This window comes from Micromonospora sp. WMMD1076 (genome assembly GCF_029581475.1).
Taxonomy (GTDB): Bacteria; Actinomycetota; Actinomycetes; order Mycobacteriales; family Micromonosporaceae; genus Micromonospora; species Micromonospora aurantiaca.
Genome location: NZ_CP120862.1, coordinates 6,352,669 through 6,369,276 on the forward strand (window position 1 = coordinate 6,352,669; position 16,608 = coordinate 6,369,276).

Here is a 16,608-nt window from a genome sequence, read left to right on the forward strand (position 1 = left end):
TCAGCAGCGCGTCGGCTGTCCCCCGGCGCGCAGCGTCTCGAGTGCCTTCAATGCCTCACCCAGCGTGGCGACCCTCAGCAGCGGCAGTCCCGGCTGCGGGTTGCGGACCGCCTCGGCACAGTTGTCGGCGGGCACCAGGAACGCCTTCGCGCCCGCGTCCTTGGCGCCGACCAGCTTCTGCGCGATGCCGCCGATCGGCCCGACGCGACCCTCGTCGTCGATGGTGCCGGTACCGGCGATGATCTTCCCGCCGGTGAGGTCGGCCGGCTCCAGCTTGTCGATGATGCCGAGCGAGAACATCAGCCCGGCGCTCGGCCCGCCGATGTCACCCAGGTCGATCTTCAGGGTGAACGGGTGCGGCTGCTGCTGGTCGATCTCCACACCGATGCGCGGCCGGCCGTCCTGCTCGCGGCTGGTCACGGTCGCCGTACCCGGGGTGTCACCCCGGGTGTAGCCGATCTTCAGCGCGGTGCCCGCGGGCTTCGCCCGGATCAGCTCGGTGAGCTTGGCCGCGCTCGTCACCGGCACCCCGTCGACCGAGGTCACCACGTCGTCGGGGCGCAGCACGCCGACCGACGGGCCGCCCGGCGTGACCGCCTTGACCAGCACCCTGATCGGGTAGCCCAGCTCGCGCAGCGCCGCCGTCTCGGCGCTGGTCTGCGAGTTCTGGAAGTCCTCCGCGTTGCGCTTCTCGACCTCCTCCTGCGACTCCCCCGGCGGGTAGACCAGTTCCCGCGGCACCACCGCCTCGTCCGAGGAGAACCAGCCGGCCAGCGCCGACCGCAGCCGCACCGTGGGCTGCACACCGACAGTGGTGAGCCGGAGCTGACCGGCGGAGGTGGACGTCGCGCGGCCGGTCACCTGGATGACCTCCTTGCCGTCCTCGCTGCCCAGCGTGTTCACCGTCGGACCGGGGCCGAGCACCACGTACGGCAGCGGCACGCTCAGCACGCCGACGCTGAGCAGGGCGGTGAGCAGGGCACCGAGGAGGACGGTCACGCCGCGACGTCTCATGGGCCAGAGCGTACCGATCCGCACCCGGCCGTCCGGCGCGGTGACCGGCGGACTTCGCCCTCAGCGCAACGCCGGGTGGCACGACCTGCGGCGGGGCCCGCGTACCGTAGAGGTCGTGCCTGATATTCCGTTCGGCTTCGCGCTCCCGGGTGGTCAACCACCGGACCCCAACGATCCCGCGGCGATGCAGCAGTTCATGTCGCAGTTGCAGCACCTGCTCTCGGCGCCGGGCAGCGGGCCGGTCAACTGGGACCTCGCCCGACAGGTGGCCGCCAGCCAGCTCGCCGCCGCCGGCGACCCGGCGGTGTCGCCGTTCGAACGCAACGCGGTCGAGGAGGCGCTGCGCATCGCCGACCTCTGGCTGGAGCCGGCGACCTCGTGGCCCTCCGGCATCCGCACCTCGGTCGCCTGGAACCGCAACGAGTGGATCTTCAAGACGCTCGACGTGTGGCGCAAGCTCTGCGACCCGGTGGCCAGCCGGATGGTCGGCGCGATGGGCGACCTGGTGCCGCCGGAGGCCCGCGCCCAGCTCGGCCCGATGCAGTCGATGGTCGCCACGCTCGGCGGCGCCCTCTTCGGCGGCCAGCTCGGCCAGGCGCTCGGCTCGCTCGCCGCCGAGGTGCTCTCCGCCGGTGACATCGGCCTGCCGCTCGGCCCCGCCGGCACCGCCGCGCTCGTCCCCGCCAACATCAAGGTGTACGGCGAGGGCCTGGAGCTGCCCGAGGACGAGGTACGCCTCTACGTGGCCCTGCGCGAGGCCGCCCACCAGCGGTTGTTCCAGCACGTGCCGTGGCTGCGCGGGCACGTACTGACGGCGGTGGAGAACTACGCCGCGGGCATCCGGGTCAACCGGGAGGCGATCGAGGAGGCGATGGGCCGGGTCGACCCGACCGACCCGGAGTCGATGCAGGCGATCGCGCTGGAGGGCATCTTCACGCCGGAGGACACGCCCGCGCAGAAGGCGTCGCTGGCCCGGCTGGAGACCGTGCTCGCCCTGGTCGAGGGCTGGGTCTGCCACGTCGTCGACAGCGCCGCCGGTGACCGCCTCCCCAACGTCGTACGCCTCGGCGAGGCGTTCCGCCGCCGCCGGGCCGCTGGTGGCCCGGCCGAGCAGACGTTCGCCGCGCTGGTCGGCCTCGAACTGCGGCCCCGCCGGCTGCGTGAGGCGACGGTGCTGTGGGCGGCGCTGACCGAGCACCGCGGCATCGCCGGGCGGGACGCGGTCTGGGGCCATCCGGACCTGCTGCCCTCCGACGACGACTTCGCCGCCCCGGAGGCGTTCGCCTCGACGAGCACCGACCTCGACGACGAGCTGGCGAACTTCGACTTCTCCGCCCCGGGCGCCCCGGAGGAGAAGTCCCCCGGCGAGGACGACGACAAGCGCTGACACGAACGCGACGGGGCCCGCGCTCCCACCCCACCCGCCGCCCTCGCACCGCCGGTCTTGCAGTTGCGGCCCCGAAGATGTCCCGAAAGCGGCTTCTGTCAGGTACCAAGCTGCAAGATCTGCGCGGTGGTGGGCGGCCGGGGGTGGGGACGGGAACGGTGCGTCAGGCGGGGCGGCCGGACAGCAGGGCCCGGGTGGCCTCCCAGCCCTCGACGGCCGGATCGAGGGCGGTCAGGTCGGCGGGGCCGCGCATCCGGCGCCAGCCGGCGGTGACCGCCACGTCACCGGGGCTCGGCGCCGCCCGCCGCACCCCGGCCGGCTCGGTCGTGTCCAGGTCCAGCGCCGGCAGCCACGCCGGTACGGGCAGCCGTGCCGCCACTCCCAGCAGCCCGGCTCCGCTTCCCTCGGCCGGTGCCACCGCCACCGGCCGGGTGCTGAGCGGGCGCAGCAGCTTGCCGAGCGTCAGCCCGGGCACGTCCGGCGCGTCCGCCGCCACCACTGCCACCTGGTCGTAGCCGGCCGCTCCGTCCTCGCGGGCCGCCCGGTCACCGGCGAGCGCCGCGAACACCGCGTTCGGCGTCGGCTCGGGCACCTCGTACACCTGGGTGCCGGGCCAGACCACGGCGTCGGCCAGCCATCGGTCCCGGGTGGTGACCGCCACCGCTGTCTCCACCTCGTTCAGCGTGGCCAGCAGGTCCACCACGTCCTCGGCGAGCGCGGTACGCCATCGCGCCGGATCGATGCCGGGCGGCGTCCAGGTCACCGGGCCGAGCAGCGCCACCACCACACGTCGCGACATTCGCCGACCTTAACCCCACAACCCCGCGCGCGTCCGTTCACGATCATGAGGTCGGCGGTGACGAAGCGGACGAAACGCCGGGTCAACTTCATGATCGACCCGCGATGGGCGGGGGTCAGGGGATGGCGGCGGTGGCGGCCACGCCCTCCAGGTAGCCGCGGGCGCGCTCGGACCTCGGGTAGCGGGCGACCAGGGCCCAGAAGTCGGCGTTGTGGCTGGGCACGATGAGATGCGCCAACTCGTGCAGCAGCACGTAGTCGATCACCCAGTCGGGCATGTCCTGGACCCGGTGCGAGATCCGGATGGTGCGGTCGGCGGGCGTGCAGGAGCCCCAGCGGCCGTTCTGGTTGGTCACCCAGCGGACGCTGGCCGGCGCGGCGGCCGACCCGTGTTCGGGCAGGTAGAGGCCGATCAGGCGGGCGGCACGGGCGAGCAGTTCGGCGTCCGATCGGGCCAGCCGGCCCTCGCGGGCGGCGAGCCGGGCGAGCATCCGGTCGACCCACTCGCTCTCCTCGGCCCGGGAGAACTGGTCGGGGATCAGCACGACGACGCGCTCCCCGTCCCGGTACGCGGACACCGTGCGCCGCCGACGCTGGCTGCGCCGCACCTCGACGACGGGCTTCCGCGTCACGGCCATTACCGGTCCGCGCAGCCTCGGTTGACTGTCACGATGGAAAGCTAATGCGTACTGACCAGGACTCCGCAAGAGTCAACACGACGACACGCGCCCGGAAAGTGGCGGTTGATTGTCAGGAGTCCGGAAAAAATTCTTTGCGACGGTAGCTGACCATCACCTGACCGGCCCTGTTCACGTTAAGTGATCTACGACGGGTGACTGTCGGCGGGGCCGCGCGAAGCGGATCTGGGTGCATTCATCCGGCGTGTCCGCGCGAAACTGACTTATCCGACGTTACTCGGCATGCACACTCTCGACGTCGACTTGCTCACAGAGTCGGCGTACAGCTGACATGGAACCGCCCAGACCTGGGTAGGGTCCGCCAACCACGGTCAGGCGACTGACCGCGGAGAACCCCCGGCGCCGGTGCCACGCGTGGACCGCCGCAGGGAGACCCGCCGGGACACCTCCGGCGGACGAGACGAGGAGGCTACCGTGGCCGACCAGGCCCAGACCTACAACGGTTACTGCGTGAAGTGCAAGGAGAAGCGGGACTTCGAGGGGCACGTGGAGGTCTCGAAGACCGGCATGAACATGGCCAAGGGCAAGTGCCCGGTGTGCGGCACAACAGTGAACCGCATCCTGGGCAAGGCCAAGGTCTGACCCGTACGGCAGAAACGGAGGAGGACGGCCGTCGGCCGTCCTCCTCCGTCGTGTAGCCGACACAGTTACCGGCTGGTTGTGGAAAAACGGCGAGATCCTGTGGACAACGCTGGCCACGGCGCGCCGCACCTGTGGACAACGAGCGACGGAGCGCGCGGACACGGTCACGATCAGTGGCGTGACCGATCCGACTCCGCTCGTCCGTCCCGTCCTGCTGCCCGGCCTGACCCGGCTCTGGCGCGACCGGCACACGCTCCAGCTGGGCGAGCCGCCCGGCCGCGCGGTGCTGCTGGAGATGTCCTCGCCGGGAACGGCCCGCCTGCTCGACCTGCTCGACGGCACCCGCAGCGAACGCGCCGTGCTGGCCGAGGCGGGCGCCGCGCGAGTCCCGCCCGACGAGGCACGCGCCCTGCTCGACACGCTCCGGGACGCCGGGCTGGTGGTGCCGGCACAGGCCCTGCTCCCCCGCGAGCTGGCCGGAGCGGCCCGGGCCCGGCTGGCCGCCGAGGCTGCCGCACTGGCGCTCGCGTCGCCCGACCTGCCCGGCACACCGGCCCGGCTGCTGCGCCGCCGCCGTGCCGCCCGGGTGCTGGTCACCGGTACGGGACGCCTCGGCGCGGCGGTCGCCGTCGCGCTGGCCCAGGCCGGGGTCGGGCACGTCGTACCCGATCTGGCCGGCCCGGTCGGCGCCGGTGACCTGGCCGGGACCGGCCTGACCGCCGCGGAGCTGGGCCGTCCGCTGGCCCCGGCGGTACGCGCGGCGCTGGAACGGTGCGCGCCCGGAACCGTCACCGGCCCGTCCCGGGCGGCCCGGGCGGACCTGGTGGTGCAGCTCGGCGTCGACCGTCCGGCCGAGCTGCTGGCCACCGGGTACGCCCGCCGGCGTCAGCCCCATCTGCTGCTCGACCTGCGCGGCGGCGTACCGGTGGTCGGTCCGCTGGTCCGCCCGCCCACCGGCCCCTGCCTGCGCTGCCTCGACCTGCACCGCCGCGACCGGGATCCGGACTGGCCCGCGCTGGCCGCCCAGCTCGCCGCCGACCGGGGCGAGCGGGCCTGCGCCACCGCCACCGCGCTCGCCGCGGCGGCCTTCGCCACGGCCGAGGTGCTGGCCCAGCTCGACGGCGCTCAGCCGGAGACGCTCGGCGGCGCGGTGGAGATCCGGGGTCCGGGTCGCGTCCGCTACCGACGGTGGCCGCCACACCCCTCCTGCGGTTGCTGCCGGCGTCGCCCGATCCGGTCGGCCCCGGCCGCTACCCGCCGCACGGCAGCAGCGGAGGCCCCGAGTCGGTAACAATGGCCGGGTGACCGACATCCCGCGCCGGGCCGTGTCCCGCACCGCCAAACTCGCCGCCCTGCCGCTCGGGTTCGCCGGTCGAACCGTCCTCGGCATGGGCAAGCGGGTGACCGGCCTCGCGTCCGACGTCATCTCCGCCGAGATCCAGCAGCGCACCGCCGAGCAGTTGTTCAGCGTGCTCGGGCAGCTCAAGGGCGGGGCGATGAAGTTCGGCCAGGCCCTGTCGGTGTTCGAGGCGGCGCTGCCCGAGGAGGTCGCCGCGCCCTACCGGCAGGCGCTGACGAAGCTCCAGGAGGCCGCGCCGCCGCTCCCTGCGGCGACGGTGCACAAGGTGCTCGCCGAGCAGCTCGGCCCGGACTGGCGCGACCGGTTCGTCGAGTTCGACGACACCCCGGCCGCCGCGGCGAGCATCGGCCAGGTGCACCGCGCGGTCTGGCGCGACCCGGGGTACGGGCCGAACGGCGGCCCCCGGCACCGGGACGTAGCCGTGAAGATCCAGTACCCGGGGGCGGGTGACGCCCTGCTCGCCGACCTCAAGCAGCTCTCCCGGCTCGGTGGCATGTTCCGGGCCATCCAGCCGGGGCTGGATGTGAAGCCGCTCCTGGCCGAGCTGCGCGAGCGCATCACCGAGGAACTGGACTACGAGTTGGAGGCGGAGTCGCAGCGGGCGTTCGCCGCCGCGTACGCCGACGACCCGGACATCTTCATCCCGGAGGTGCTCGACGCCGCGCCGCGGGTGCTGATCACCGAGTGGGTGGAAGGCATCCCGCTGTCCCAGATCATCCGGGAGGGCACCGAGGAGCAGCGGGACGAGGCCGGCCGGCTGATGGCCGAGCTGCACCTGTCCGCGCCGGAGCGGGCCGGGCTGCTGCACGCCGACCCGCACCCGGGCAACTTCCGGCTGCTCCCGGACGGCCGGCTCGGCGTGATCGACTTCGGAGCGGTGGCCCGGATGCCGCAGGGCACACCCGAGCCGATCGGCCGGATCGCAGCACTGGCGCTGCGTGGGGAAGCCGACGGGGTGGTGGAGGGGCTGCGCGCCGAGGGCTTCGTCAGCCGCACCGAGCCGATCGACGCCCCGGCGGTGCTCGACTTCCTGCGTCCGATGCTGGAGCCGATCGCCGCAGAGGAGTTCCGCTTCACCCGGGCCTGGCTGCGCGGCGAGGCGACCCGGCTGGCCAACCCCCGCTCCCCCGCCTACCAGCTCAGCCGGCAACTCAACCTGCCGCCGTCGTACCTGATGATCCATCGGGTCACGCTCGGGTCGATCGGGGTGCTCTGCCAGTTGGAGGCGAAGGCGTCCTACCGGTCGATCCTGGAACGCTGGCTGCCGGGCTTCGCGCCGGTGGCCTGAGCGCGAGCCGGCCGGAAGCGGGCCGGCGAGCGGGCACGGCGAGGGGGCGGTGACCTGTCGGTCACCGCCCCCTCCTCACGATCGTTCTACAGAACGCCCAGGTCGCGGGCCGACTGGCTGCGACCCCGCATGGCGACGGTACGGGCGGAACGGGTTGCCTCAGTGCTCGTGGTGGTGCGACCGGCCTGAGGCCGGCGCATTCGGGCCCTGGACAACGCTTCGTGGAGTAGTTGCATCTCGAATCCGTTCGGCAGGTTCAGCATCAGGGTTTCTCTCTCAGGTCGGCCGGTGGAGGGACACCGGCATCGGTCGGTCTCGGAACGTAGGTGTGTCAGGCTGCCAGCCGGACGGAGCTACGCGACTCGGACAGCCCGCTGGCCGCCAGTCGCGCCTCCGCCTCGACCCGGAGCTGCGCGTCACGGGCGAGGTCCTCCTTGCGCGGACGGCCACGGGGCCGCTTGCGCGGGACGACCGCGCCACGCTCGAAGATCTCGCCGCCCCAGACGCCCCAGGGCTCGGCTCGCTCTACCGCCCCGGCCAGGCACTCGACGCGCAGCGGGCAGTCCCCGCAGAGCGACTTGGCCAGCTCGAGCTCGGCGGGCGAGTCGGAGAACCACAGGTCGGGGTCGAACTTCCGGCAGGGCAGGTTCGCCTCCACGTCGACGCTCACGTCGAGGGGGGCCAACGCCAGACTCATCCTCCGGTCACCTCTCTCTCACTTCGATCTCGTGGATCGCATTCCGACGTACTTCGGCGGGACAAAAAACTGAGGCCGCGGATCCCGGTATGCGGGTTCCGCGGCCTCGAGGTGAGCCGGTAGTCTGATGGATCAGACCGGTCTACCTCGAGGTGGAACACCGCGGACATCCGTGCGCTTCTTGGCGCCATCGATGCCCTTGCCCGCGAAGCCACTGGTCCCCTCGACTCCGGCGATCGGCGCAACGGTCAGGTTCAGCTCGGCCTGAACCGGGACCTGGTGCACCTGCGGAGCCGACGGTCGAGCGGCGAGGGCCACCCGGACAGCCGACAGCGGAGCGACGGCAGACGGCATCGCCGCAAGACGCTCATAGGTGAAGATCTTCATTGGTGCCACCTCCCTATTCTCCTCGTGCCGACCGTGGACTCATCCCCTCTGAGCAGCCAGAACGGCGCCGCTCGCGAGGTGTGCCATGAGGCTATTCCTCGCCCTCAGGGGAGGGCAAATGATTTACGGCTAGTTTTCAGAAGTTTTCTGTGGGCAGACCTCGTCAACAGTGGCGCCCGCCACCAGGGCGAGCACCGTATCCCCGTAAAGCCCGACTTTTCGGGGCCCGATCCCGGCGATCGCCACCAGTTCCTCGGTGCGGCCGGGCTTCCGCTCGGCCAGCGCGGTGAGCGTGGCGTCGGTGAAGACCACGTACGCCGGTACCTTCTGCGCGCCCGCCACCCGCTGCCGCCACTCGCGCAGCCGCTCGTACAGCTCCTCGTCGATATCGGACGGACAGGTCGGGCAGCGGCCCAGTTTGCGGTCCGCGCCGGCGAGCAGCGTGGCGCCGCAGATCCGGCACGAGACCACCTGCGGCCGGCGCCGCTCGGCCCGCCGTGCCGGCCCGGCGCCACCGGCCCGCTCACCGCCGCCGGACCGGTCCAGCTGGGGCAGGAACCGGGAGGGACGCCGGGCCCGCCCACCCGGCGAGCGCGCGGTGGCGTACGACAGCCAGAGCCACTCCCGAGCCCGGGTGATCCCGACGTAGAGCAGCCGCCGTTCCTCCTCGACCTGCTCCATGGTCTTCGCGTACGTGGTGGGCAGCGTGCCCTCGGCCAGCCCGACCAGGAACACCGCGTCCCACTCCAGCCCCTTCGCCGAGTGCAGCGACGCGAGCGTCACCCCCTCGACTGTCGGCACGTGCTGCTGGGCGGCCCGCCGGGCGAGCTCCTCGGTGAACCCGGTCAGCCCAGGTTCCTCCCCGGCCTGCGCCGCGTACTCCTCGGCGAGCTGGACCAGCGCGGCGAGCGCCTCCCACCTCTCGCGGGCGGCGCCGCCGGGCGGGGGCGCGTCGGGCGCCCAGCCGACGGCGGTGAGCGCCTCGACCACTGCGGCCGGCAGCGGGGTTCCCGCGTCGGCCGAGCGGGTGGCGGCGCGCAACGCGATCATCGCCTGGCGCACCTCGGGACGCTCGAAGAACCGCTCCGCACCCTGGAGCACGTACGGCACACCGGCCTCGGAGAGCGCCTTCTCGTACGCCTCGGACTGCGCGTTGGTGCGGAACAGCACAGCGATCTCCCGCGCCGGGGTGCCGCCCGCCACGAGCGCCCGGCAGCGGGCCGCTACCGCGTTCGCCTCGGCCGGCTCGTCGGTGAAGATCCGCGGTTCCGGCTCCGGGCCGGGCCGGCGCTGGCCGTGCAGCTCCAGCCGCAGCCGCGCCTCGGTGCCCCGGGCCTGCGAGATCACCGCGTTGGCGAGCCCGACCACCTGCGGTGTGGAGCGGTAGTCGCGGACCAGCCGGACCACTGTCGCGCCCCGGTGCAGGCGGGGGAAGTCGACCAGGTACGACGAGGTGGCACCGGTGAACGAGTAGATCGTCTGGCTGGCGTCGCCGACCACTGTGAGGTCGTCCCGGCCGCCCAGCCACGCCTCCAGCAGCCGCTGCTGGAGCGGGTTGACGTCCTGGTACTCGTCGACCACGAAGTGCCGGTACTGGTTGCGCACCTGCTCGGCGACGTCCGGGTGCTCCTCGATGCCCCAGACCGCGGCGCGCAGCATGTCCTCGAAGTCGATCACCCCGTTGCCGCGCTTGAGCCGCTCGTACGCGTCGAACACGTCGGCCACCCGGGCCGGCTCGTACGGCGTCTCGCGCAGCGCCTTGGCCGCTGCGACGACGTACTCCCCGGGCTCGACCAGCGACGACTTGGCCCACTCGATCTCGGCGGACAGGTCCCGCGCGGCGGCCCGGTCGGCGCGCAGGCCGACCTTGGCGGCGGCGAGCGTGACCACCCGCACCTTGCTGTCCAGCAGCTCCGGCATGGCCCGCCCGGCCAGCAGCCGGGGTGCGAAGTAGCGGACCTGCCGCAGCGCCGCGGCGTGGAACGTGCGCGCCTGCACGCCCTGCACCCCGAGCACTGTGAGGCGGCTGCGCATCTCGGCGGCGGCACGGGCGGTGAACGTGACCGCCAGCACATGCCGGCCGGCGATGTCCCCGGTCAGCGCCCGGTACGCGATCCGCGAGGTCACCGCCCGGGTCTTGCCGGTGCCGGCGCCGGCCAGGATGCAGACCGGCCCGGCCGCAGCGGTCACCGCTGAGCGCTGCTCCGGATCCAGCCCGGCCAGCACCCGTTCCGCCGCTGAGTGAACGCCCACAGCAGGGAATCATCCCAGCATCGTGTGACGTTGCAGCGGTTAGCCCGGCCTGATCGGACCGGGCGCGAGCCACCCCTTGGAGGACCAGACCATGCTGACGATGTATTCCACCCCGTGGTGCGGCTACTGCCACCGGCTGAAGTCGCAGCTCGACCGGGAGGGCATCGCGTACGAGGTGGTCGACATCGAGCAGGACCCGACGGCCGCGGACTTCGTGATGAGCGTCAACGGCGGCAACCAGACCGTTCCGACGCTGCGCTTCGCCGACGGCAGCGCCCTGACCAACCCTTCGATCACCCAGGTCAAGCAGCACCTCGCCGCGCTGCCCGGCTGATCCGCCCGCGACGCCACGAGCGGCCGTACCCGATCCGGGTGCGGCCGCTCGCCGTCGGTCAGGAACCACCGCGGCTGAGCACCCCGTCGTCGGCCGGCTTCCGGGGCGCCGGGATCCGCACCGGTCCGGCGACCGGCGTGGTCAGCCCGCGCCCCCGCCACAGGTAGAGGCCGGCCGCCGTGGTGACGGCCCCCACCAGGGCGAACAGCAGCCGGTAGTCGAACACGCCGACGAGCAGCGCGCCGGTGCCGATGGAGAGCGCCTGCGGCCCGCTGACCAGGGCCTCGGACGCGGCGGTGACCCGGCCGAGCAGCCGCGGCGGCGTCCGCCGCTGGATCAGCGTGTTCAACCCCACCATGGTCAGCGGCAGCGACAGGCCGGCTAGCAGCAGCGCCACCACCCCGAGCCATAACCGGGGGTACGCGAGCGCCAGCGCGGCCGGCCCGAAGAACGTCACGCCCGCGGCGAGCGCGCCGACCTCGCCGAACCGGCGGACCACTGCGGCCGAGAACAGGCCGCCGACCAGCCCGCCGACGCCCTGCACCATGACCAGCACGCCGACGAACGCGGCGTCGCGGTGCAGGCCCAGATCGACGTACGCGAAGATCAGCGACTCGGTGAAGCCCATCACCAGCGAGCCGAGCCCGTACCCGAGCAGCGCCCGGCGCAGCGCCGGCTCTCCGGTCAGGTGCCGCAGCCCCGCGCCCAGTTCGGACGGCCCGCGCCGACCCGGCCGTGGCGGCGTGCTCTCCTCCACGCGCAGCCGCCCGACCACCGCCGCCGCGACGAGGAAGCCGGTCATCGCCAGCAGGACCAGCAGCCAGCCGCCGACTGCGGCGTAGACACCGGCCCCGGCCAGCGGCCCGATCAGTCGCAGACCCTGCCGGACGGTCTGGAGCAGCCCGTTCGCGTCGGCGAGCAGATCGGGCGGAACCAGATGCCGGATCAGTCCGTTGAGCACGGCGGTGAGAGTGATGTACGAGAGTCCGTAGAGCGCGGCGACCACGTAGATCACCCAGACGTCGGACCGGTCCCGGACCGTGAGCAGCGGGGTGAGCAGCACCGCCGCGACCAGGTTGGCGGCGACGAAAAACTGTCGCCTGCGGTAGCGGTCGACCACCCAGCCGACCAGCGGGGCGAGCGCCATCGGCGCGATGACCGCGAAGATGGTCGCCCCGGCCATGCTGTCCGAACCGGTCAGATCCTTGACCCAGACGGCCAGGGCGAGCAGCAGGACCGACTCCGCCGCCATGCTCGCGACGAGCGCGGCGAACAGGAGACGGAAGTCGGGGCGGCGCAGGACGGTGCGCATCGGTTCCCTCCGGCAGGGGTGCGCCACCAGGGCGCATCGGGGGCGGGCGCCGGTGAAGACGCCCTCCACGGTCCTCTTTTTGTCTCGTGACACGCCCGTGCCGGAACCTCCGACGCCGGCCGCGCCGTCCATACTGACCGTGGGGGGCGAATTTCATACAGTTACCGTCGCGTCAAGCGACGGTCGACGGGAAAGAGGACGCCGTGCCTCCTGCCGCACCAGGCCCGATTCTGCGCCGTCGTCGACTCGGCATCGAGCTGCGTCGGCTCCGCGAACAGGCCGGTCTGACCGGTGACCAGGTCATCGAGCGGATCGGCTGGGCCTCCGCATCCAAGTTGTCCCGTCTGGAGAACGGCCGCAGCCGTCCCGACCCGGACGACGTGGACGTGTTGCTGACGCTCTACGGCGCCGACGAGGAGCAGCGCGCGGAGCTGACCGGGATCACCCATGAGGCCGGCGACATGCGCGGCTGGCTGCGCAACTTCCCGGTGATGACCCAGCAGCAGCGCGCCTTCGCCGAGCTGGAGGCCGGTTGCGCGGAGATCTCCGAGTACAACCCGGTGCTGGTGCCGGGGCTGTTGCAGACGCCCGGGTACGCCCGGCACCGGATCATGTCCGCCGCGCAGGTCGCCGCCGAGGCCGGCGACCCGGAGACCGAGGATCCCGAGACCGAGGTACGCGCGCGGCAGGCCCGCCAGTCGCTGCTGACCCGCTCCCCCGAGGTGCCCCGCTACACGGCGGTGCTGGAGGAGGCGGCGCTCGGCCGCCGCGCCGGGCCGCCGGAGGTGCTGCACGAGCAGTTCGTCCACCTGTGCGAGATGGCGTTGCTGCCGAACGTGACGCTGCTCCTGCTGCTGCGGGACACCCGGGTCGGCGACTGGTACCTCCCGCCGACCGCGTTCTCGGTCTACCGGTTCGCCGATCCCCTCGATCCGGAGACACTCGCCATCGACTGTGGGTTCACCGACGTCATGTCGACCGAGGCAAACACCCTAAATCGCTATAAAGTGGTGTTCGAGTGGCTATGCTCGTCGGCGCTCTCCGCATCGGACACCCTCTCCTGGTTGATCGAGGCGACGGGACGGCTGACCGGCACGGCAGTCGAGTCCACGGTGGCGTACGGGCCGGCAACGGCGCCGGCCCAGCGACGCCGGGACTCGGGGCGCCTCACCACGGAACGGTGATCCGGCACGGACACCGCCCGCGCTCCGGCGTCGCTCGATCCCATCGGAGCACCTCACCAGGAGCAAGCACCATGAACGAGATCCACACCAGCACGACAGCCCTCTCGGGACGGCTCGCCGGCGCCGCCTGGCACAAGAGCACCCGCAGCCAGACCTCCAACTGCGTGGAGGTCGCGCCGCTCGGCTCCGGGCCGGCCACAGTGGCGCTGCGGGACAGCAAGGACCCGAGCGGACCGGTCCTGCTGTTCGACCGGGCCGGATGGCTCGGCTTCCTCGCCGGCACGAAGAGCGGTCAGTTCGATCTGGACTGATCCGGCGAACCCCGGAGGGCCGTCGGCGTGAGCCGGCGGCCCTTCGCGCGTCCGACCCCGACAACGGTGCTGACCTGGGATCCCCCGATCGGTCGAGCTGGCGCGTTCCCCTTGCCGGGCTGTCACATCGGCGTAACATGACGCGGGAGTGACGTGGAAGTTCCAGCGTGTAACCGCCGATTGTCCGGGGGACACCATGCGGTTCCTGATCGTCCGCACCGAGATCCGTACCGCCGCCGACGCCGACATCGCCGCCGCCTGGGCCGGCGGGAGCCGCCTGCGGGACGAGACGAGCACGCCGGAGCCCCGCCGCCAGGTCGTCCACGCCGAGGACCGGGACGCCGCACTCCTGCTCGCCCGCGCACTGTCCGCCGTCGGTGCGGTACGCACGGGCCGGCACCGGGTCAAGGTGCTGCCGATCGAGGAATCCGCCCCCGGGCACCCGTACCGCTGGGACGGTGGATGACCGGACGCTGACGTCCGTCGTGGCCGGACCGGCCTCCCCCGCCGCTTTCCCGCCTCACCCGGCCACGACGGAACGTGTTCCCGGCCCGCGACCGTCGCGGCAACGACGGTCCGGGTCGGGGCCGCGTCCCACCCCCACGCCGCCAGTTCGGCGAAGTGGCGGTAACTGACCGACCTCGACCACGCCACTTCCCCGAACTGGCGCCGCCGCACCAACCGAAACACGGCACCCCGGCGGGGGCGGGGCGGGGTCAGCAGTGACCGTCGAGCCAGCGGTGCACCAGGAACAACGCGATCGACGACGGCGGCGGCAGGACCAGCCGGTCTCCCCCGCCCACCGGCACCGGCTCGCCCGCGAGCGCCGCGCCGATCTCCCGGCGGGTGAACCAGCGCGCGTGCGCGATCTCGGCCAGGTCGACCCGGATCGGCGCGTCCGCGTCGGCGCGGGCCAGGAAGCCGAGCATCAGCGAGCCGGGGAACGGCCAGGACTGGCTGCCCACGTACGCGATCTCCTCGACCGGGACGCCCACCTCCTCGCGGACCTCGCGCAGCACGGCGGCCTCGGCCGACTCGCCGGGCTCGACGTATCCGGCCAGGCAGGAGTAGCGGCGCTGTCCCGGGGTGCGCGGCCAGGCCGCGTTGTTGCCGAGCAGGCAGCGGCTGTCCGGACCGTCCACACCGTCGTGCACCAGCACGATCATCGCCGGGTCGGTACGCGGCCAGACCCGGCCGCCGTCCGGGTCGATCCGCGACCAGCCGGCCTCGTCGGCGCTCGTCGGCTTGCCGGTCGTCGACGAGTAGCCGTGCCGCAGGTGCCAGTTGAGCAGCGCCAGCGCGGTGGTGAACAGGCCCGCGTCCCGGTCGGTCATCAGGTGACCGACCTCGCGCAGATGGGCCGGGCGGGTGTCCGGCAGCGCCGGCAGCGGCCCGTCCACCGCGAACACGGGTACGCCGTCCGGCTCGACGCCGAGGAACATCGGCACCGACCGGGGCACCTCGGGCAGTTCGCCGGGGCCGACCAGCACCAGTTCCGGCGGCGTCGCCGTGCCCCGGACCAGCGCCCGCCCCTCGGCTGTGGAATCCAGCAACAGCACCCGGGCCCGTTCCCACGCCTCGGTCAGCCAGGCCGGATCGGTACGCCGGTGCGCGGCCCGGTCGAGCGTCGACCGGGCCAGCGGCGGGGCGGGTTCGCCGCTCATGCCGATTCCGTACGCACCGCTGTCAGCGCGGCGAGCGAGTCGGCCACCCGCTCGGCGTCGCCGAGCACGACGGTGACCGCGCGGGCCGGGGCCAGGTAGCGGGCGGCCACCTCGGCCACGTCGTCCACGGTCGCGGCGGCCAGCCGGGCGGCATGCTCGGCGAGGAAGTCCAGCCGCAGCCCGTTGCCGGCGTACGCGCTGGTCAGCGACGCGAGACCGGCCTGGGTGGACATGCCGAGCTGGAGCGTGCCGAGCGCGTACTGGCGGGCCTGCTCCAGTTCGTCGGCCTTCGGCGGCACCGTCGCCAGGCGGCCCAGCTCGTAGGTCGTCTCCACCAGGGCCGCCGCCGTCACCTCGGTGGCCACCTCGGCGCCGGCGACGAGCAGCGAACCGGCCACCGAGTGCTCCACGAGCGAGTGCGGCCCATACGTGTAGCCCTTGTCCTCGCGGATGTTCTCCACCCAGCGGGAGGAGAAGTAGCCGCCGAAAATCAGGTTGGCGAGCTGCAATGCGGCGTGGTCCGGATGGGTGCGGGGCACGGCTGGGAGCGCGAGTCGTACCGAGGACTGCACCGATCCGGGCCGGTCGACGAGCAGCAGCGGCCCGGGTTCCAGGGGCGGCGCGGGAGGCAGTTCGGCGACGTGGCCGTCACCACGCCACCCGGACAACGCCTGCTCGGCCGCGTCCAGCGCCCGGTCCGGCGCCACGTCGCCGACGAGCACCAGCACCGCGCCGGCCGGATGCACCCGCTCGGCGTGCAGCCGCCGCAACGCGGCCGGGCGGACCGCCCGCACCTGGTCCGGGTCGGGCGTCTGCTCCGCGTACGGGTGCCGGCCGTACACCCGCTTGAGCAGCGCGGTGCGGGCCAGGTGCGACGGCTGGCTCTGGGCGACCTGGATGCGGTCGACCAGCCGTTCCCGCTCGGTCTCCACCCAGTCGGCAGGATAGGTCGCACCGGTGAGCACCTCGGCGAGCAGTTCCAGCATCCGGTCCAGGCCGGTGACCAGGCCCGCGCCGGAGAGCATCAGCCGGTCCGGGTCGAGGCCGGCGGTCAGCCCGCCGCCGACCTTCTGCAACTCGGCCGCCAGCTCGGTGGCGCTGTGCGCCTCGGTGCCGGAGAGCATGGTCTGCGCCAGCATCGCGCCGCGGGCCAGGTGGGTGCGCCCGAACGGCATCCACAGTCGCAGCTCGACGAGCGGCACGGAGGAGCGGCGTACCGCGATCACGGTGAGGCCGTTGCGGAGCGTGCGTTCGGCCTGCTTAGGCACCTTGAGGCGGCGGTTCGGGCGCAGCGCGGGCAGCGGCCGGACGGCGGTCGTGGCGGTCACTGGGCCATCTC

Annotated in this window: 17 protein-coding genes; 8 read left to right on the top strand and 9 right to left on the bottom strand. The window is 73.0% G+C overall.

Annotated features, from left to right (window positions below; translation table 11 throughout):
* Complete coding sequence (locus O7622_RS28745; RefSeq protein WP_282311204.1) at positions 1 to 1,014, bottom strand: PDZ domain-containing protein; 1,014 nt, start codon at positions 1,012 to 1,014, stop codon at positions 1 to 3.
* Positions 1,015 to 1,129: 115 nt separating this feature from the next.
* Here O7622_RS28745 and O7622_RS28750 point away from each other — a divergent pair, with 115 nt between their 5' ends.
* Positions 1,130 to 2,401, top strand: a complete 1,272-nt coding sequence (locus tag O7622_RS28750; RefSeq protein WP_282311205.1) for a zinc-dependent metalloprotease — start codon at positions 1,130 to 1,132, stop codon at positions 2,399 to 2,401.
* 163 nt (positions 2,402 to 2,564) lie between these two features.
* Here O7622_RS28750 and O7622_RS28755 read toward each other — a convergent pair whose 3' ends face one another.
* The gene (locus tag O7622_RS28755) at positions 2,565 to 3,200 is read right to left on the bottom strand and encodes a hypothetical protein (protein WP_282311206.1); all 636 of its coding nucleotides are present in this window, start codon (positions 3,198 to 3,200) and stop codon (positions 2,565 to 2,567) included.
* Positions 3,201 to 3,315: 115 nt separating this feature from the next.
* A complete protein-coding gene (locus O7622_RS28760; protein ID WP_282311207.1) occupies positions 3,316 to 3,837 on the bottom strand; it encodes a M48 family metallopeptidase in 522 nt (173 codons plus the stop codon).
* Between the two features lie 474 nt (positions 3,838 to 4,311).
* On the opposite strand from O7622_RS28760, the gene O7622_RS28765 reads away from it, so the two are divergent.
* From O7622_RS28765 to O7622_RS28775, 3 genes are all read left to right on the top strand, one after another.
* Positions 4,312 to 4,479, top strand: coding sequence for a DUF5679 domain-containing protein (locus tag O7622_RS28765; protein WP_007464795.1), 168 nt, complete (start codon positions 4,312 to 4,314; stop codon positions 4,477 to 4,479).
* Between the two features lie 178 nt (positions 4,480 to 4,657).
* Positions 4,658 to 5,770, top strand: coding sequence for a TOMM precursor leader peptide-binding protein (locus O7622_RS28770; protein WP_282311208.1), 1,113 nt, complete (start codon positions 4,658 to 4,660; stop codon positions 5,768 to 5,770).
* Between the two features lie 10 nt (positions 5,771 to 5,780).
* On the top strand, positions 5,781 to 7,127 hold the full coding sequence (locus O7622_RS28775) for an AarF/ABC1/UbiB kinase family protein (RefSeq protein ID WP_282311209.1): 1,347 nt from the start codon (positions 5,781 to 5,783) through the stop codon (positions 7,125 to 7,127).
* A gap of 331 nt (positions 7,128 to 7,458) precedes the next feature.
* Here the strand turns inward: O7622_RS28775 and O7622_RS28780 are convergent, their stop codons facing one another.
* The 3 genes from O7622_RS28780 to O7622_RS28790 form a co-directional block, all read right to left on the bottom strand.
* Complete coding sequence (locus O7622_RS28780) at positions 7,459 to 7,824, bottom strand: WhiB family transcriptional regulator (protein ID WP_013288404.1); 366 nt, start codon at positions 7,822 to 7,824, stop codon at positions 7,459 to 7,461.
* Between the two features lie 132 nt (positions 7,825 to 7,956).
* Positions 7,957 to 8,211: a hypothetical protein gene (locus O7622_RS28785; RefSeq protein WP_013288405.1), complete on the bottom strand. Its 255-nt coding sequence runs from the start codon at positions 8,209 to 8,211 to the stop codon at positions 7,957 to 7,959.
* A gap of 129 nt (positions 8,212 to 8,340) precedes the next feature.
* Positions 8,341 to 10,464, bottom strand: coding sequence for an ATP-dependent DNA helicase UvrD2 (locus O7622_RS28790; RefSeq protein ID WP_282311210.1), 2,124 nt, complete (start codon positions 10,462 to 10,464; stop codon positions 8,341 to 8,343).
* A 91-nt stretch (positions 10,465 to 10,555) separates the two neighbouring features.
* Between O7622_RS28790 and O7622_RS28795 the strand changes: the two genes are divergently transcribed.
* Positions 10,556 to 10,798: a mycoredoxin gene (locus O7622_RS28795; protein WP_018784736.1), complete on the top strand. Its 243-nt coding sequence runs from the start codon at positions 10,556 to 10,558 to the stop codon at positions 10,796 to 10,798.
* 58 nt (positions 10,799 to 10,856) lie between these two features.
* On the opposite strand, the gene O7622_RS28800 is transcribed toward O7622_RS28795, so the two are convergent.
* Positions 10,857 to 12,110, bottom strand: a complete 1,254-nt coding sequence (locus O7622_RS28800; protein ID WP_282311211.1) for an MFS transporter — start codon at positions 12,108 to 12,110, stop codon at positions 10,857 to 10,859.
* A 203-nt stretch (positions 12,111 to 12,313) separates the two neighbouring features.
* On the opposite strand from O7622_RS28800, the gene O7622_RS28805 reads away from it, so the two are divergent.
* From O7622_RS28805 to O7622_RS28815, 3 genes are all read left to right on the top strand, one after another.
* Positions 12,314 to 13,294, top strand: a complete 981-nt coding sequence (locus tag O7622_RS28805; RefSeq protein WP_282311212.1) for a helix-turn-helix transcriptional regulator — start codon at positions 12,314 to 12,316, stop codon at positions 13,292 to 13,294.
* A gap of 71 nt (positions 13,295 to 13,365) precedes the next feature.
* Positions 13,366 to 13,605 carry a DUF397 domain-containing protein gene (locus O7622_RS28810; protein WP_282311213.1) on the top strand — a complete coding sequence of 80 codons (240 nt, stop codon included), beginning with the start codon at positions 13,366 to 13,368 and terminating at the stop codon, positions 13,603 to 13,605.
* 196 nt (positions 13,606 to 13,801) lie between these two features.
* Entirely contained in the window at positions 13,802 to 14,071 is a 270-nt protein-coding gene (locus O7622_RS28815) for a hypothetical protein (RefSeq protein WP_282311214.1), read from the top strand.
* Between the two features lie 250 nt (positions 14,072 to 14,321).
* Here O7622_RS28815 and nudC read toward each other — a convergent pair whose 3' ends face one another.
* Both nudC and O7622_RS28825 read right to left on the bottom strand, forming a co-directional pair.
* The gene (nudC, locus tag O7622_RS28820) at positions 14,322 to 15,269 is read right to left on the bottom strand and encodes an NAD(+) diphosphatase (protein ID WP_282311215.1); all 948 of its coding nucleotides are present in this window, start codon (positions 15,267 to 15,269) and stop codon (positions 14,322 to 14,324) included.
* On the bottom strand, positions 15,266 to 16,597 hold the full coding sequence (locus tag O7622_RS28825; RefSeq protein WP_282311216.1) for a pitrilysin family protein: 1,332 nt from the start codon (positions 16,595 to 16,597) through the stop codon (positions 15,266 to 15,268). Before O7622_RS28825 ends, nudC begins: the two co-directional genes overlap by 4 nt.
* Between the last annotated feature and the right edge of the window lie 11 nt (positions 16,598 to 16,608).

Excerpts from the sequence above, each read along its gene's own strand:
- O7622_RS28780 (WP_013288404.1), bottom strand. The coding sequence starts at position 7,824 with ATGAGTCTGGCGTTGGCCCCCCTCGACGTGAGCGTCGACGTGGAGGCG.
- O7622_RS28760 (WP_282311207.1), bottom strand. The coding sequence starts at position 3,837 with ATGGCCGTGACGCGGAAGCCCGTCGTCGAGGTGCGGCGCAGCCAGCGT.
- O7622_RS28815 (WP_282311214.1), top strand. The coding sequence starts at position 13,802 with ATGCGGTTCCTGATCGTCCGCACCGAGATCCGTACCGCCGCCGACGCC.
- O7622_RS28810 (WP_282311213.1), top strand. The coding sequence starts at position 13,366 with ATGAACGAGATCCACACCAGCACGACAGCCCTCTCGGGACGGCTCGCC.
- O7622_RS28800 (WP_282311211.1), bottom strand. The coding sequence starts at position 12,110 with ATGCGCACCGTCCTGCGCCGCCCCGACTTCCGTCTCCTGTTCGCCGCG.
- O7622_RS28795 (WP_018784736.1), top strand. The coding sequence starts at position 10,556 with ATGCTGACGATGTATTCCACCCCGTGGTGCGGCTACTGCCACCGGCTG.
- nudC (WP_282311215.1), bottom strand. The coding sequence starts at position 15,269 with ATGAGCGGCGAACCCGCCCCGCCGCTGGCCCGGTCGACGCTCGACCGG.
- O7622_RS28785 (WP_013288405.1), bottom strand. The coding sequence starts at position 8,211 with ATGAAGATCTTCACCTATGAGCGTCTTGCGGCGATGCCGTCTGCCGTC.
- O7622_RS28745 (WP_282311204.1), bottom strand. The coding sequence starts at position 1,014 with ATGAGACGTCGCGGCGTGACCGTCCTCCTCGGTGCCCTGCTCACCGCC.
- O7622_RS28755 (WP_282311206.1), bottom strand. The coding sequence starts at position 3,200 with ATGTCGCGACGTGTGGTGGTGGCGCTGCTCGGCCCGGTGACCTGGACG.